General features: G+C 57.1%; 16 protein-coding genes. 7 read left to right on the plus strand and 9 right to left on the minus strand.

What is annotated here, in order from left to right; genetic code table 11:
- The first annotated feature begins 115 nt into the window (after positions 1-115).
- Positions 116-769 carry a hypothetical protein gene (locus WMP97_RS07735; protein ID WP_248099098.1) on the plus strand — a complete coding sequence of 218 codons (654 nt, stop codon included), beginning with the start codon at positions 116-118 and terminating at the stop codon, positions 767-769.
- On the opposite strand, the gene WMP97_RS07740 is transcribed toward WMP97_RS07735, so the two are convergent.
- From WMP97_RS07740 to WMP97_RS07750, 3 genes are read right to left on the minus strand one after another with little or no spacing between them, the layout of a single operon-like run.
- On the minus strand, positions 766-1,305 hold the full coding sequence (locus WMP97_RS07740; protein WP_248099095.1) for a gamma carbonic anhydrase family protein: 540 nt from the start codon (positions 1,303-1,305) through the stop codon (positions 766-768). The two genes, WMP97_RS07735 and WMP97_RS07740, sit on opposite strands and share 4 nt — an antisense overlap.
- 20 nt (positions 1,306-1,325) lie before the next feature.
- Complete coding sequence (locus tag WMP97_RS07745) at positions 1,326-1,703, minus strand: hypothetical protein (RefSeq protein WP_248099092.1); 378 nt, start codon at positions 1,701-1,703, stop codon at positions 1,326-1,328.
- An 11-nt stretch (positions 1,704-1,714) separates the two neighbouring features.
- Positions 1,715-2,056, minus strand: a complete 342-nt coding sequence (locus WMP97_RS07750) for a hypothetical protein (RefSeq protein WP_248099090.1) — start codon at positions 2,054-2,056, stop codon at positions 1,715-1,717.
- Between the two features lie 25 nt (positions 2,057-2,081).
- Between WMP97_RS07750 and WMP97_RS07755 the strand changes: the two genes are divergently transcribed.
- Positions 2,082-2,951, plus strand: coding sequence for a patatin-like phospholipase family protein (locus WMP97_RS07755; protein WP_200287898.1), 870 nt, complete (start codon positions 2,082-2,084; stop codon positions 2,949-2,951).
- A gap of 152 nt (positions 2,952-3,103) precedes the next feature.
- Positions 3,104-4,669, plus strand: a complete 1,566-nt coding sequence (locus tag WMP97_RS07760; protein ID WP_248099087.1) for an aspartate-alanine antiporter-like transporter — start codon at positions 3,104-3,106, stop codon at positions 4,667-4,669.
- Between the two features lie 82 nt (positions 4,670-4,751).
- On the opposite strand, the gene WMP97_RS07765 is transcribed toward WMP97_RS07760, so the two are convergent.
- Together WMP97_RS07765 and WMP97_RS07770 are read right to left on the minus strand one after the other, a co-directional pair.
- Positions 4,752-6,386 (minus strand): peptide chain release factor 3, encoded by a 1,635-nt coding sequence (locus WMP97_RS07765; RefSeq protein ID WP_340440215.1) that lies wholly within the window; start codon positions 6,384-6,386, stop codon positions 4,752-4,754.
- Between the two features lie 24 nt (positions 6,387-6,410).
- Positions 6,411-7,247, minus strand: a complete 837-nt coding sequence (locus tag WMP97_RS07770) for an SDR family NAD(P)-dependent oxidoreductase (RefSeq protein ID WP_340440216.1) — start codon at positions 7,245-7,247, stop codon at positions 6,411-6,413.
- 80 nt (positions 7,248-7,327) lie between these two features.
- On the opposite strand from WMP97_RS07770, the gene WMP97_RS07775 reads away from it, so the two are divergent.
- Together WMP97_RS07775 and WMP97_RS07780 are read left to right on the plus strand one after the other, a co-directional pair.
- Positions 7,328-8,680, plus strand: coding sequence for a TrkH family potassium uptake protein (locus WMP97_RS07775; RefSeq protein WP_340440217.1), 1,353 nt, complete (start codon positions 7,328-7,330; stop codon positions 8,678-8,680).
- Positions 8,673-9,365 carry a potassium channel family protein gene (locus WMP97_RS07780; protein WP_023021931.1) on the plus strand — a complete coding sequence of 231 codons (693 nt, stop codon included), beginning with the start codon at positions 8,673-8,675 and terminating at the stop codon, positions 9,363-9,365. Before WMP97_RS07775 ends, WMP97_RS07780 begins: the two co-directional genes overlap by 8 nt.
- Here the strand turns inward: WMP97_RS07780 and pth are convergent.
- Positions 9,362-10,009, minus strand: a complete 648-nt coding sequence (gene pth / locus WMP97_RS07785; protein ID WP_340440218.1) for an aminoacyl-tRNA hydrolase — start codon at positions 10,007-10,009, stop codon at positions 9,362-9,364. The two genes, WMP97_RS07780 and pth, sit on opposite strands and share 4 nt — an antisense overlap.
- A gap of 35 nt (positions 10,010-10,044) precedes the next feature.
- Between pth and WMP97_RS07790 the strand changes: the two genes are divergently transcribed.
- Both WMP97_RS07790 and WMP97_RS07795 read left to right on the plus strand, forming a co-directional pair.
- The gene (locus tag WMP97_RS07790) at positions 10,045-11,028 is read left to right on the plus strand and encodes a nitronate monooxygenase (protein WP_340440219.1); all 984 of its coding nucleotides are present in this window, start codon (positions 10,045-10,047) and stop codon (positions 11,026-11,028) included.
- A gap of 64 nt (positions 11,029-11,092) precedes the next feature.
- A complete protein-coding gene (locus WMP97_RS07795; protein WP_445293088.1) occupies positions 11,093-12,547 on the plus strand; it encodes a glyceraldehyde-3-phosphate dehydrogenase in 1,455 nt (484 codons plus the stop codon).
- Positions 12,548-12,930: 383 nt separating this feature from the next.
- On the opposite strand, the gene WMP97_RS07800 is transcribed toward WMP97_RS07795, so the two are convergent.
- The 3 genes from WMP97_RS07800 to WMP97_RS11855 all read right to left on the minus strand — a co-directional run bounded on the left by WMP97_RS07800 (position 12,931) and on the right by WMP97_RS11855 (position 14,644).
- Positions 12,931-13,908: an Imm51 family immunity protein gene (locus tag WMP97_RS07800; protein WP_086588159.1), complete on the minus strand. Its 978-nt coding sequence runs from the start codon at positions 13,906-13,908 to the stop codon at positions 12,931-12,933.
- Positions 13,909-14,015: 107 nt separating this feature from the next.
- Positions 14,016-14,453: a hypothetical protein gene (locus WMP97_RS07805; RefSeq protein ID WP_340440223.1), complete on the minus strand. Its 438-nt coding sequence runs from the start codon at positions 14,451-14,453 to the stop codon at positions 14,016-14,018.
- 8 nt (positions 14,454-14,461) lie between these two features.
- Positions 14,462-14,644 (minus strand): NucA/NucB deoxyribonuclease domain-containing protein, encoded by a 183-nt coding sequence (locus tag WMP97_RS11855; RefSeq protein WP_445293090.1) that lies wholly within the window; start codon positions 14,642-14,644, stop codon positions 14,462-14,464.
- Positions 14,645-14,902 lie beyond the last annotated feature (258 nt).

The following is a 14,902-nucleotide window of genomic DNA, read 5'->3' on the forward strand; positions in this document are numbered from 1 at the left end:
TACTGAGTGTACGCAAAGGTACGTGTGGTGCATCATAAATTGACGCTCTCGAGAGATAAAACATTCAATCTCTGCAGCGTCGGAGATTTCGGCGTGGAGCGGTAGACTATCCGGCATGCTCCATGCCGTTAGTTTCGCCCTTTTGGATTCCGTTAATGCCTTACTTATTGGCATCCTTGTGGCCATCGGCATCATCTCGCCCCGCGGCAAGTACCGGCGCATCGCCGCATTGGTGGTGGTAGGAGATTGGGTCGGGGTGCTCGTTGCAGCGGCCGTGGTCATGTTTTTTCTGCTTGGAGTAAAAGATCAAATTGAGGCCATTTTGAGCTCGCCCATTGCTGGCTGGGTGTTGGTCGCAGTCGGCATCGCCGTCGCTATCGGCTCGTGGCGCTCCAAAGGGCAACCCAACGCCTTGGTCAACCGGCTACTAGAACCATTGCGCACGCCGTCGCTGATTACTGCACTCATCGGCTTTGTGATGGGCGTGGTGCAATCACTAACCTCGGTGCCTTTTTATTACGGGCTCATGCACTTGGCCACAGAAGATATCTCTCCGGCAGTACAATATGGAGGCCTAGTGTGGTATGCCAGCCTAGCGCTATCCTTGCCTACCATCTGTGGCCTATTTATCGCTGTGGTGCGCGCGCATCCCGAGTCGGCGGCGGGCAGGCTTTTTGCCGCTGCCCGTGCCAATAGCACTCAAGTGGCTCTCTTTGGTGGTTACCTCGTGGCGATCTTTCTTATCCTGATGGGCGTAGTGTCGCTTTAATCAAAGAGGACTTCATCCAGGCTTAATGCCTCACTAGATTGGCGCTGGGCGCACTCCACGTAGCGCGCCGCATGCGGGATGAAAGCATCCGACTCCTCTGGGCTGAGTTCGCGGCGGACCTTGGTCGGCACGCCGGCGGCAAGGCTGCGCGGCGGAATTTTTGTGCCTTCTAGTACCACGGCACCGGCGGCGATAAGCGAGCCCGCACCGATCGTGCAGCGAGAAAGTAATGAGGAGGACATGTCCACTAAAGAACCTGACTCCACGTGTGCGGCGTGGACCATCGCCATGTGTCCCACCGTGACATCATTTTCCAGTACGCAGGGGGTATCTTCTTCCACGTGGAAGACACAATTGTCCTGAATATTGCACCGCGCGCCAATCCGAATTGCCCCTACATCGCCGCGCAGTACGCTGCCATAAAATACGGAGGATTTTGGGCCGATTTCTACGTCTCCAATGATGGTGGCATTAGGCGCAATCCACGCGCTGCGATGGATGCGTGGCTTCTTTCCAGCAAAGGGTAAAAGGAGCATGTGAGGATCTCTTTCAGAAGTTATTCGACTACTAAAGCCAAGGCGGGGGAGAGCTCATATTCGCCGGGGTGGGGGAGGTGGTCTAAGAGGGCGTCGGCAAGCGCGGGCGTAAGCGGAATAACCCAGCCGCGCCGGGGATCCTTGATGGGTAGGGCATCCTTCTTCGCAGCCGGAAAATGAGCCGTTGCGGTGGGAGAAACCAGTGTGGCCGACTCGCGGGAGCGGGCTGCCTCGCGCAGCACCTCCGCGCCGGGCTGATTTGTGACCACTATGATCAATGAGTCGGCGGTGTGGATTTCCAGCTTTTCCACCTGGGCAGTGGGGGCAGCGGAATCGGGGTGCGCTAGGCGCGGGGACTGCGTGCCGGTGAGCCGAGCAAGTGCATCTTTTAATCCCATAAGTCTTTAGTCTAGTAAGCGCGCACGGTAATGGTGCGGCAGCGCTCTAGATCAAAGTATGTGCGCTGCCCCGTAGCGGCAGCGTGCTCGCGAGCTAGAGATTCGTCCTGGGTAACCGCCGCGGCAAAAAATACCAAAGGCCCGTCTGGGTGGCGCCAGGTACTGAGATAGCGTGCACCTTCTTGCCTGGCTAATGCGAGGGCCGTGCGTATTGCATCCGGAGTGGGCTCATCTGCTTTCAGCAGCGCCTTCCCGGTGGGAGTGTAGGCAAACCCGGTGCGGGGCTGCTGGCCGGTTTCAATATCGAAGGTGCCTTCCTCGTCCGCGAGCAATTGCCGGAAAATGCGCTTCATTGGGTCCAGCGTAGTATGGGGCACCATGATTGATGCCAGCAACACCGCACTCGTTATTGAAGGCGGCGGCATGCGCAATTCCTATACGGCAGCCTGTATGGTCAAGCTCCTCGAAGAGGGCGTGGACTTTGGCTGGGTAGGTGGCGTCTCCGCCGGGGCTTCCCACACCATCAATTACCTCTCGCGCGATGCCCAGCGCACAGAAGAGTCTTTTACGGACTTTGCTCAAAGCCCCAGCTTCGGCGGCGTGGGTTCGCTGGTGCGTGGTAGCGGGTATTTCAATGCCGAGTACATTTATGAGCGCGCCGCGGACAAGGATTTTCCCTTTGATTGGCAGGCTTACCGCGACCATCCGGCCGATATGGTGCTCGCTGCAGCGCGCGCCGATACTGGCGAGTCTGTCTACTGGACGCGCCAGGACATCCACACCCCGGAAGATCTCCTCGTGCGTGTGCGCGCTTCTTCCACGCTGCCGTTGATTATGCCGATGCGATTTATCGACGGCGCGCCGTACGTGGACGGTGCTTTGGGCTCTTCCGGTGGCATTACCATTGCGCAAGCAGAAGAGGCCGGATACGAGAAGTTCCTGTTTATCGGCACTAAGCCGCGTGGGTATGTGCGCCCTGAAGTGGCGCGCCCAGCCTTTGTCCGCCGCGTCTTCCGCAGGTACCCCGCTATTGCCGACGCCCTCATAGCCCGCCCCGCCCTCTATAACGCAGCCAAAGACCGGCTTTTGGAGTTGGAGCGCCAAGGCAAAGCGCAATTATTTTTTCCGGAAGATATGCAGGTGTCCTCTACCGAACGCAATGTGTACAAGCTGCGGGCGAACTATCAGGCGGGTAAAGCCCAGACCTATACGGAGTGGCCACGGTGGAAGGAATTCCTCCTCGATTAGTTCACTATGAGCGTTTCCTGTGAGATGTGCCGCTGCTGGGGGTGGGTGGTCACTGACGAAAAGGGCTTAAGCAGTAGCGATGCCATTGGTGGTCGTTAAAGAATGTGCCTTTCACGTGGCACTTTGCTGGAAAATGCCTAAACTATTCCAGCGTGTTAGCAATTTTTGATGGAAATATATGGCTGAGCATCTTTTTCATAGTGCTGCTCGGCACGTTATTTGGCATGATTCCTTTCGGGCCGCTGCGCTTTGGCGCGGCCGGCACGCTTTTTGTGGGTTTGGCCTTCGGCTCGTTTATTGACCTGGACAAAGACATCCTAAGCTCCCTGCAAGAGCTGGGCTTGGGACTCTTTATTTATATGCAGGGGCTCTCCGCTGGTGAGCGCTTCTTCAAGGGCTTTTCCAAGCAGATGAAGCACATGCTCACGGCGGCCATTGCGATTGTGGTGGCTGCGGGCGCAGCCCTCCTCTTTGGTGGCATGCTGGGGCTGGATACCTTGGCTTCCGTTGGTGTATTTGCCGGCGCCACGACCTCGACGCCGTCGCTGGCAGTTGCCCAGCAACAAACCGGTGAAGAGCTACCCGCCGTGGGCTACTCGCTGGGCTATCCCGTGGGCGTGGCGGTGGCCATTTTGGTCGTGGCATTCCTGCTCAAGCAGAATTGGCCCGCCAAGCACGATAAGGACAATTCTGCCTCCAAGATCTTCCGTTCCCGCACCATTCGCGTTACCAAAGACGTGAACTACGATGATTTGGAAGAACAGTTCAAGGATCACTTTGTTATCGCTACCATTCGCCGCGGTAATAAGGTCCGGGTTGCCGGCGATCACCCCGAATTGCACAAGGGCGATATCCTGCGCGTGATGGTCACCAAGGCTAAGGCCCGTGAGCTCACCCAAATGCTGGGCAAGCGCCAGCCGCAGACTCCGTTCGTGGATAAGCGCCTGGTCATCGAAACCGTGGCTGTATCTAACCAGGATATTGCCGGTCGCACCGTAGAGGAGTTGAACCTGTTTTCTCGCTATGGCGGCCGCATCGTGCGCGTACAGCGTGGCGACGAGGAGTTCCTAGCCAATAATGAAACCCACTTGGCCTCTGGCGATACGCTGGAGCTCATCGTGAAGTTTGACCGTTTGGGCGATATCCGGGATTACTTCGGTGACTCCGTTAAGTCCTACTCCGAGTTGAACTGGGTGGCACTAGGCGGCGGTCTTTTCTTGGGCTACCTGCTCGGCCAGGTCGTAGTACCGATGCCGGGAGGCGCTTCCTTCGAACTGGGCTTTGCACTCGGACCGCTGATTACCGGCCTGATCCTCGGCGCGCTGCACCGCACCCGCCGCATCCCGTGGCAGGTTCCGGCCTCCATTAATACCGCCTTCCAGCAGTGGGGCCTCGTCATCTTCTTGGCATCCGTGGGCCTATCTTCTGGTGAGGCATTCCTGTCCACCGCATTCTCCTGGATGGGGCTGAAGTGCATGATCCTTGCTGCCATTGTTACCTCGGTGGCTGCTGTGTTGTTCGCCGTGGCGAATCGCTTCATGGGGCAATCTGAAACTCGCACCGTCGGCGGACTCTCCGGCATTTTTGCCCAGCCAGCCGTAGTCAATTACGCCACGGGGCTTAGCTCCGACTCGCGTATTATGATCGGCTACGCCGCCACGATTGTGGTGGCACAGGTGGTCAAAATCGCCGTTGTCCCAGTGATGTTGATGCTTTAACCGGGCAACCGAGAAAGGCTGCTTCCCAAGAATGGGAAGCGGCCTTTTGCTTGTCTTGTAGAGAAAAGAAAGCAGTGCTGCTTTAATCCGCCACCAGCGTTTCCATGGTCAGCTCTGGGTGTTCTTTCTCAATGAAGGCGAGCTTCCACTTATCACCAAAGAGCGCGATGAGCTCGCCATCTTGGCGGGTAAAGATCTCCACTCCGCGCTGACGGCCTAGTTCCGGGGCGGATTCAGCATCGGTGCGCCGGGCCACGGAATAGGGGACGGGTTCGGTGACGGTTTCTACGTTGTATTCGAATTCCATGCGGGCCTGCATGACCTCGAACTGCATGGGGCCGACCGCCGCCATGACCGGCGAGGCATCGCCGCGGGCTTCGTTCTTGAGAATCTGAACCACGCCCTCGGCTGCTAGCTGATCCAGGCCCTTGCGGAAGGCCTTGTACTTGCCCAGCGACTTCGCGCGCAGAATCTGGAAAGCCTCCGGGGCGAATTGTGGCATCGGCTTGAACTGGACCTTTTTGCCGGAATAGATGGTGTCACCAGGGGCGAGTGAGCCGGCGTTGACCAGACCCACGATATCGCCGGGATAGGCGGTGTCCACGGTATCGCGTGTGCGGCCGAAGACGGTCAGGGCATACTTGGTGGAAAAGCTGCGGCCAGACTGGGCGTGGTGCACTTGCATGCCGCGCTCAAACTCGCCGGAGACCACGCGCATGAAGGCCAAATTATCGCGGTGCTTTTGGTCCATGCCTGCCTGAACCTTAAAGACGACGCCGGAGAATTCATCGCCTACTTCGCGGACCTCATCGATAGCACTGGTGGCAGCCTCAACCGCCTTAGGATCAGACTCGCGCGAGTGCGGGGCCGGGGCAATGGCACACAGCGTATCCAGGATTTGGTGCACACCAAAGTTCAGCATCGCAGAGGCAAAAATGAGTGGGGAGGTCACGCATTGCTCAAAAAGCTCCTGATCATGCAGGGCACCATCGGCGGCGAGGAGCTCGGCCTCTTCGACCGCGGTTTCCCACACATCTTCTTCCTTCTCACCGGCGGAATCCGGGTCGAAGTGTTCCTCTGGAGCAATGGTGGAACCGCCAGCGGTGCGGATGAAGTGGATATACTCATCGGCCTCGCCATCCTCGTTGATGTGTGCCAGGCCGCGGAAGTCGCCGGCTATGCCCACCGGCCAGTACAGCGGGGTGGGCTGCAGCTGGATTTCGTTGACGATCTCATCAACGAGCTCCAAGGGCTCGCGGCCCACGCGGTCCCACTTATTGATCACAGTGACGATGGGCAAGCCGCGGGCCTTGCAGACGCGGAAGAGCTTGAGGGTCTGGGGCTCGAGGCCCTTGGCGGCGTCGATAAGCATGACTGCCGCATCTACCGCGGTGAGCACGCGGTAGGTGTCTTCCGAAAAGTCCGCGTGGCCTGGGGTATCAACCAGGTTGATCATGTAGGGCTCGCCCTCGTGTCCCTCGGGCGCATACTCGAACTGCAGCGCTGAGGAAGCCACGGAAATACCGCGGTCCTTCTCCATGTCCATCCAGTCAGACACGGTGGACTTGCGGTTGCCCTTGCCGTGGACCGCGCCGGCCTCATTAATAACGTGTGCGTGTAGCGCCAGCGCCTCCGTCAGCGTGGACTTACCAGCATCCGGGTGGGCGATGACGGCAAACGTGCGGCGGCGTGAGGCCTCAGAAACGACAGAACTCATGCGGCATAGTCTAGTGGGTTTGCGCTACCACTCCACATTGAGGCGGCGCCCCAAATCATCAAAGACGCGGCGGGCTACCGATAGCTTCTTCGCAATGGGGCGCTGCAGCCCGGGTTTGCGCTTGTCGTTGTAGTATTCGCCGGACTCAAAATGGATTCCCTCAGTGCCGGTCAGGTAGTAGGCGAGGTTATCGCCGCCTTCGGCAGGCTTGCCAAAGGTTTTGCCTAGAACCCCTGAATAAATCTTGGACATCATGCCCGTCGAGGACTTGGAAAAGTCCGTGGCCAGCACGCCCGGGTGGAAAGAGACTGCATTAAGCCCGTGGGCATCGAAATAGCGGGTAAGCAGGATATCCCCCAACTTCGCGTTGCCATAAGCACGCTCGGGGCTAAAGTGCTCCACGGTATTGGGATCGTCTGGGGCAAAGTTGGACATGAGAAAATTGGCCAGCGAAGCGGTCTGGACCACGTTCGCGTTATCCTCGCGCAGTTTGTCCCGAAGCAGGGAAGTCAGCAGAAAGGGCGCAACCACGTTGACTTGCCAGGTGCGCTCAAATCCATCAGCAGTGGTGGAGGGGCCATCGAAAATGCCGCCAGCATTATTGCCTAGCGCATGGATATGCTCCAGCTCGCTCAACTCTCCAGCCAGGCGGCGCACCTGCCCCAAAGACTCGAAATCGGCAAGGAAGTACTGGCCGCCCACTTCCTGTGCCACCGCGCGAGTCTTTTCCGGGTTGCGGCCAATAATAACCAGGTTGTCTTGCGGGCGGGTGCGGTGCAACTGGCGTGCGGCCGCGGCGCCCAGCCCGCCCGATGCGCCCGTAATCACAATCGTCTTGGCAGTGCTATGTGGCGAAGTCATAGCCCCAATCTTAACTTCGCGGCGGGGGTGGTGCCTGCTAGCAGTTTCCTTGCACCCCAAGCAGGTCTATACTTCCGCTCGTGAAACATCTGCTTTCCATACGGCAGTGGGGACCGGCGCGCTTAACCGCCGCCGGCTTTCTTTTGCTCATTTTGCTGGGAACGGTTTTGCTCATGCTACCGTTCGCCGAGGCCGGCACCGCCCGCGCTTCTTTTCTGTCTGCGCTTTTTACCGCTACGTCTGCGGTATCGCTAACCGGACTTATCGTGGTGGATACCGGTAGTTTTTGGAGCCCGGCCGGCCAAGTGATCATCTTGGCACTCATCCAACTGGGTGGCTTGGGCATCATGTCCCTGGCCTCGCTATCCGGCCTGCTTTTTACCGGCCGGATTAGCTTCAAAGCACGCAAAACGGGCGCCTATGAGGGGCGCCCCATTGCTCCTGGCGGAATTCGCAAGACGCTGATTTTTACCTTTGCCTTTACCGCCGTGGCAGAGATCATCATCGCTCTCATCGTGGCTGCGCGGTTGATGATTGGCTATGGTCATTCCTTTCCGCGCGCGGTATGGGAAGGCATCTTTCACGCCATTTCTGCGTTCAATAACGCGGGTTTTAGCACCAATAGTGATAATCTGGTGCCCTTTGTTGCAGATGCCTGGATTCTGCTGCCCCTGGCCGCCGCCCTGATAGGTGGTGGCTTGGGATTTCCGGTATGGGCAGAGCTGGTACGCCTCGTGCGCCGCAACCGTTTCGTGGTCCACCGCATCTCCATTACCGCGCGCATGACTCTGGTTGCTACGACCGTGCTCTTGGTAGCGGGTGCGGTCTTTTTCGCCTGCATGGAATGGACCGGACTGTTGTCGTCCATGTCGCTGGGAGAAAAACTGCTCAACTCTTTCTTTGCCAGTGCATCTCCGCGCACGGCCGGCTTTAATGCCATCGATTACGGGCAGGCTCACCCCATTACCCTGATGGGCACCGATATTTTGATGTTTATCGGCGGCGGGTCTGCCGGTACCGCCGGCGGCATCAAGGTCACCACCGCGTGCGTGCTCTTGGCGGCGATGGCGGCTGAGTTCACTGGGCGCGAAACCACGACCATCGGGCACCGCAGCCTTCCGCGCTCGGTAACCCGCCAGGCCCTGGCTTTGAGCTTTGCCGGAGTCATGGTGGTCACACTCGGCGTGGCGGCCCTGCGCTTTTTTGATCCGGAATTCAGTGGTGACCAAGTCTCTTTCGAAGTGCTCTCCGCATTCGCTACGGTGGGTTTGTCCACCGGAATTACCGCCAGCCTATCTGCACCCTCGCAGATAGTGCTGTGCCTCATCATGTACCTGGGCCGTGTTGGCCCAACCACCTTGGTAGCGGCGCTGGCGGCAAAAACCGTAAGTCGGCGTTTTAGCTATCCCGAAGAAAGGCCGTTCCTTGGCTAATATTCTCAAGGCGCTGGGCCGCACCCGCGCCGGCATCGATATTCCACCCGTCGTCGTCATCGGCTTGGGACGCTTTGGCTCCTCGCTAGCCCATGAGCTGATGGCCAATGGCGTTGAGGTCCTTGGCATTGACTCCAGCGAAAAGCGCGTGCGCGAAGAAGCGCCTTACCTCACTGAGACCATTGCGGCAGATACTACTGACCCGGAAGCCTTACGTCAGCTGGGCGTGGAGGAAGTCGAGCGCGTCATCGTCGCTATCGGCTCCCACCTAGAAGACTCCATTCTTACCGCGTCTAATCTGGTGGAGTTGGGGGTGAAAGATATCTGGGCCAAGGCAGATTCGGAGGCGCATGCGCGCATTTTGAGCCAGATTGGCACCCACCATGTCATCCGTCCGGAGCGCGATACCGGCCGCCGTGTAGCCTACCTTTTGGGCGGGCGCTTTCGTGATTTCGCAGAAATCGCTACCGATTACGGCGTGACCCAAATGGCCGTTCCTAGCTCATTGGTGGGCCGACCGCTCGACCTTTCCGCCATCTGGCGCACCCACCGCGTGCAATTGGTTTCGGTGCGTTGTGCGGAAGGGCAGTGGGCCCCACTTGCCGACGCCACCGAACTTGCCCCCACCGATTTCATCGTCGCCGCCGGCAGCCCGCAGGCCCTAGAGAAATTCTCCCAGTGCTAGCGCGAGTGAATCTGGTTTTGGGCTTTGCTTAGCCCTTCGGTCACGATGAGCCGAGCCGCCTTAGCTGCAGTGGCAATGGCGTCGTCAAAGTCCGCGCCGGTATCCACCGGGCCTAATACATAGTCTGGAATCGACGAGCCCTTGGGCGGCCGTGCAATGCCAATTCGTACACGCAAGTAGTCGCGCGTGCCTAAGCGCTCGGTGAGGGACTTGAGTCCGTTGTGCCCGTTTTCATTGCCACCCTGCTTGAGCCGGACCTTATTGGCCGGCAGATCGAGCTCATCGTGGAGGACAATCACATGGTCTGGAGCGATACCTAATTGCTGCGCTAGTGGTGCCACAGGATCCCCCGAGAGGTTCATAAAGGTGCCCGAACGCACGGCAAGTACTTTATGGCCCTCCCAATTAAGCGATGCTGCCTGCAGATCTAGCCCGCGCACCGGTTCGAGGACATCTCCACCAGCTGCGAGGAGATCATCGATGGCCATATAGCCCACATTGTGGCGGGTAGCGGCATACTTCGCGCCGGGGTTACCCAAGCCCACGATAAGCCAGTCTGCCTCAAGCTCGGACGGTGTGAGTCCTAGTTGCTGCGTATCCTTCGAGCCAAAGATCCGCGCGAAAAAATCTCCTAAAGCTGCCACTGCGCTAGCTTCCTCTCTCGGTAGGGTGGGGTGTTATGAGTCAGATTATTAGCTCCCTTTCCCGTAGCGTAATTCCCGCGCCAATGGCCGGTGGCCCGACCACCCCGGAACTAGTGCACGCAGCTCATGCCGTCGGCTCTTTCGGCACCCTAGGTTTGGGCTCTGCCAGCATTGATTCCGCTCGCACACAGATAGAACAGTGCGCCGGCATACCGTTCGGGGTGAACCTCTTTTGCCCCCAGGAACCACTGACTGATGCGCACCTTGCAGCCGCGCGCGAGCTGGCAAGGGCGGAAAACCACCTGCTTCCTGAACCCGACTATTCCTTTGGGTTTGAAGAAAAACTACAGCTAGCTCTTCAGGGTGGCTCTCGCGTGGTGTGGTCTATGTTTGGCACCTTTACCCCCGAGTGCGTAGAACGCATCCACGCCGCAGGTGCAGAAGCCTGGACCACCGTAACGACTCCGGGGGAGGCAATTGCGGCCGCCCGCAGTGGCGTCGACGTGCTCTGCGTCCAAGGACCCGCCGCCGGTGGTCACCGCGGCACTTGGGACATAACCGCGACTCCTGATTCCAGGCAGTTGGAAGAGCTAGTATCCGACGTGCATGCCGCTGTGCCTGACCTTCCCCTTATCGCAGCTGGCGGACTGCGCACCGCAGACGATATCGCCGTCGCTTTATCTTGGCCAGGGGTTACCGCCTGCTCGTGCGGATCTGCCTTATTGCTCGCTAGAGAAGCCGGAACGAGCGACTATAACCGGCGGCTAATTGGCAGCGGTGGACAGACCGTTTCCACCCGTGCCTTTTCTGGCCGGTATGCCCGCGGGCTAGAGACCGATTACACCCGTAGCCATCCCGATCTTCCACCGGTGTATCCGCTTTTGAATCCCGTGCTCAAGGAACGCCGTGCGCAGCACGATGATGCCGTAGCTTATTGCCTCGTAGGAACCGAAGTGGAGAAAATAAACGGGGGTACTGTGGCCGACATCCTTAACCGACTATGCCAAAACCCACACTAGTAGGCGCTAATATTTATGTTTGTAGATTCAATGCCACCCCCGTGACAGAAAAGGAATGAATTACGTGACCGCGAACGCACATGTTGGCCATGATGATTGGAACGAGCGCCTTGAGCTGGCGCAGCAGATGATTCCACTCATCCACCAGCTGCACCGCAACAATAACGTTGTCACCACCATCTTCGGCCGCCCGCTGGTGGGCCAGACGGATATCGACATCATCAAGTCTCACCGTTACGGTCGCCGCATTGCGCAGCGCCACCTGTCCACGGCGGAGACCTTGCCAATCCTGGTGGAATTGGCGGACATGAACCTAGGCGCCGCCAGCGTGGATCTAGGCCGCTTGGTTCTGGGCTGGGAGGAGTCCAACGAGGAAAACCTCCGCATGTACCTGGAAGGCGAGCTGTGCGAGATCGTCGGTGCTGGCGTGGATCTGGAAACCACCGATGTCGTTCTCTACGGATTCGGCCGCATTGGCCGCCTGCTGGCCCGCCTGCTCGTCGCCCGCGAGGCAGCTTATGGTGGAGTTCGCCTGCGCGGCATTGTCCTGCGTAAGAAGGGCGATGGAGACATCCTCAAGCGCGCCTCCTTGCTACGCCGCGATTCCGTCCACGGCGCCTTCAACGGCACCATCTCCGTGGATGAGGAAAATGAGGTCATCTGGGCCAATGGCACCAAGATCCAGATGATCTACGCTAACGATCCGTCCGAGATTGACTACACCTCTTATGGCATCAACAACGCCATCTTGGTAGATAACACCGGCGCGTGGCGCGACCGCGAAGGATTGTCTCAGCACCTCAAGGCCAAGGGTATCTCTCGTGTGCTTTTGACTGCACCGGGCAAGGGCGATATCAAGAACATCGTCTACGGCATCAATAACGAAAAGATTACCGATGAGGACCAGATCCTCTCCGCTGCATCTTGCACCACCAACGGCATCACCCCGGTACTCAAGGTCATCAATGACCGCTACGGTGTCACCCACGGCCACGTGGAGACCGCGCACTCGTTTACCAATGACCAGAACCTCATTGATAACTACCACAAGGGCGATCGCCGAGGCCGCGCTGCGGGCCTGAACATGGTGCTTACCGCCACCGGTGCAGCTAAGGCTGTGTCTAAGGCCCTGCCGGAATTTGAGGGTAAGCTCACCGGCAACGCCATCCGTGTTCCTACCCCGGACGTGTCCATGGCCGTGCTTAACCTTGAACTGGAAAAGGAAGTAGACCGCGAAGAGGTCAACGACTTCCTGCGCAACGTTTCGCTGCACTCTGACCTGCGCCAGCAGATTTCCTACATTGCCTCCCCAGAGGTTGTTTCCTCTGACTTCATCGGCAATACCCACGCTGGCATTGTCGATGGTGTTGCCACCATTGCCTCCTGCAAGCACCTCGTGCTCTATGTCTGGTACGACAACGAGTTCGGTTACTCCAACCAGGTAGTACGCATCGTAGAAGAGCTGGCGGGTACCCGCCCGGTTGTTCTGCCGAAGCGCGTATCTCCTGCTGAACTTTAAGCCTCAATGAACTTAAGCCCGCGGATAACCGCGGGCTTAAGTCGTTTTCCAGGGCTCAGGGCTAAACGTTTGTGACTCAGCGTGTTGGTGGGATTAGATTTGGTCTTCTTGGATGCTGATTGAATGGTTGGGGCACCCCTAGCCGGTGTAGCTGAAGTCTCGGTTTCACCGCCTTCAGGCGATCGGATTGTCAAAGACTTTCCTATTGCGCAAGACTCCACGCTTGAGGGTGGTATTCAACGATTCTGCTAGGGGTCAGGCCCGGTATTGATGGTGTCTTTGGCTATATGTCGGCCAAGTCTGTCGTAGGTATATCAGTAATAATGCGCAGCACCATTCCAGCCAGCTGACTAGTTTTTAACGTGTCAGGACAAAGCTTCTTTTTAGTCGTCGAAGTCTATTCCTGCTGCTTCGGCTTGCTTGAGCCTTTGTTGTAGGTCGTTTGTGTTGTTGAAGAGTTCTGTGAGTTGGTCGTGGAGTGGTTGCAGGATCTTGGTGGTGCCAATGAGGCTGAACATGCCTGCTTCGCTGTCGAATTCGATGCCGTTGGTGGTTACGTTTGCTTGTCGGAGTAGGTACTTGGCGAGGTTGTCGAAGAAGTAGCCGTTGGGTGTGTGCCCTGCTTGTTCTATGACGCCGGCTGCTTCTTCTGGCATGGTGTCCATGGCGGCGAACAGGGTGGTCATACCGTCGATTTCTGCGAGGTGGAAGAGTGGCTGGTCTTCCTGCTGTGAGTCGGTTTGCATAGTGTCGTGTTCCTGGCTTTCAATGAAGTCGGGGCGCGTGGGGCGCGGGGTATCGATTAGACCGTAGTAGGCGAGTGCGTCTTCAAGGGCATATTCGATTTCGCGGTGCTCGCCTAGGACAGGGGTCATAAAGTAGGTGCCTTCTGGGGCTTCATCCGTGGTGCCGCCTTGCGGCGGATTTGTGTCGTGGATCGTGTAGTTGATGATCCGTCTTTCCTTTGGCACCCATTCATCTTCTTTTGTTGTGGGGACGAATGCCTGCTCCTCGGGTGACCATAAGCTCGCGAGTGTGTAGTCGAAGTAGTTGTCAAAAGGGATGGTATTAGGATGGCTTTTCGCTGGGATTCTCTGAAAAGGTCCGCCTTTTCTGAAGTCACTCTTGACGATCTGAATTGGCGGAATAAGCAGTTCGTTCTTTTCGACGAGTGGAAACCAGGTTGTATCTGATGGATCGCTGATGAGCGCGCGATAAGGGTGGAGCATTGCGGCCGCACCAAAGAATGCTTCGGTGGAGGCGACGCCAACAGGGATGTAACCGAGGGTGGTTTTCATCAGGTAGAGCTGTCCCGCTTTAGGGCGGCTGCCTTTAGGGCTGTCTAAAGAGAATTTTAGCATCTAGGTTTCCTCATCGAATTAAAGTTAAAACTGCTTTTTGGGTACTAGTAATGAGGGTTGACGAAAAATGTGTGAAAAGGAAAAGGTAAGTTATATTTTAGCCGTGACTAGTTGAAAGATGGGCAGACGAGTACGAAAAGTGATGTCGGAACCAGATTCCCGTCGCGATCGGTCGCAAAACCTGTAGGAGACTGAAACTGCAGGGTCGTTTTTCCCGTCCAAGGCAAACGGAAGCTCCGTCCAACAACTCCTTCTCTACCTTTCGGATTTGAATTCAGAACATCTGCTATCTCAAAACCTTCAGAATCAATCAAAAGATCGTGTGAAAGAAATGCATCTTTGAGGATTCGCCGTGTGGAGGTTACTTCTACTGATACGTGAAAAGTTTCGTCATCTATCAATTCTTTGATGCCGAGACTTATCGCACCGTCTGCTAAGCCCACTAGAGGAGTGGTTTGCCAGATGAGGTCGTTGCTCGCGTCTTGAGATCCAAAAAACTCCACGCCAGCTAGCTCTGGTTCAATGTCTAACTCTATTTTCAGCATTGATTGTCCTATTCGGTTAGTTTCACTCGGAAGAAGCCACCGTTCTGATTATTATTTCGCCTGTAGAAGCCACGTAGGCGACCACTCCGCTTGTTCTGTGTCAGCGGAGAAACTCCGTTTACGGTGGCCCCTTTACCTCCTTGCATTGTTGATGTGTATGGAAATTCATCGGGGCTTCCCTTAGTTGTAATCCCATCCTATGGTTGCTTCGGCTCTGCTTTTGGCGGATGATTGATTTGCCGGTCGTTCTTTGAAGCAGGGTCGGTTGGCCCTGTTGAAATGCCATTTCTAGGGTACGCGCAACTTCTGGTTCCGCTGACTTGCTTACTTCGAGGGCTGGCCCCTCAAATTGGCCATTTGGAAGCAGTGGTCCTTCTGTTAGGAAAGATTGGGGGATTGGGAGAATTGATGAATTTCTTGCGATTTATAAAAGGCTTTATTGTTGCAAT

This window comes from Corynebacterium sp. KPL4072 (assembly GCF_037908395.1).
GTDB classification, from domain to species: Bacteria; Actinomycetota; Actinomycetes; order Mycobacteriales; family Mycobacteriaceae; genus Corynebacterium; species Corynebacterium kefirresidentii.

Excerpts from the sequence above, each read along its gene's own strand:
- WMP97_RS07755 (WP_200287898.1), top strand. The coding sequence starts at position 2,082 with ATGATTGATGCCAGCAACACCGCACTCGTTATTGAAGGCGGCGGCATG.
- WMP97_RS07765 (WP_340440215.1), bottom strand. The coding sequence starts at position 6,386 with ATGAGTTCTGTCGTTTCTGAGGCCTCACGCCGCCGCACGTTTGCCGTC.
- WMP97_RS07805 (WP_340440223.1), bottom strand. The coding sequence starts at position 14,453 with ATGCTGAAAATAGAGTTAGACATTGAACCAGAGCTAGCTGGCGTGGAG.
- WMP97_RS07800 (WP_086588159.1), bottom strand. The coding sequence starts at position 13,908 with ATGCTAAAATTCTCTTTAGACAGCCCTAAAGGCAGCCGCCCTAAAGCG.
- WMP97_RS07740 (WP_248099095.1), bottom strand. The coding sequence starts at position 1,305 with ATGCTCCTTTTACCCTTTGCTGGAAAGAAGCCACGCATCCATCGCAGC.
- WMP97_RS07750 (WP_248099090.1), bottom strand. The coding sequence starts at position 2,056 with ATGAAGCGCATTTTCCGGCAATTGCTCGCGGACGAGGAAGGCACCTTC.
- WMP97_RS07745 (WP_248099092.1), bottom strand. The coding sequence starts at position 1,703 with ATGGGATTAAAAGATGCACTTGCTCGGCTCACCGGCACGCAGTCCCCG.
- WMP97_RS07735 (WP_248099098.1), top strand. The coding sequence starts at position 116 with ATGCTCCATGCCGTTAGTTTCGCCCTTTTGGATTCCGTTAATGCCTTA.
- WMP97_RS07770 (WP_340440216.1), bottom strand. The coding sequence starts at position 7,247 with ATGACTTCGCCACATAGCACTGCCAAGACGATTGTGATTACGGGCGCA.
- WMP97_RS07790 (WP_340440219.1), top strand. The coding sequence starts at position 10,045 with ATGAGTCAGATTATTAGCTCCCTTTCCCGTAGCGTAATTCCCGCGCCA.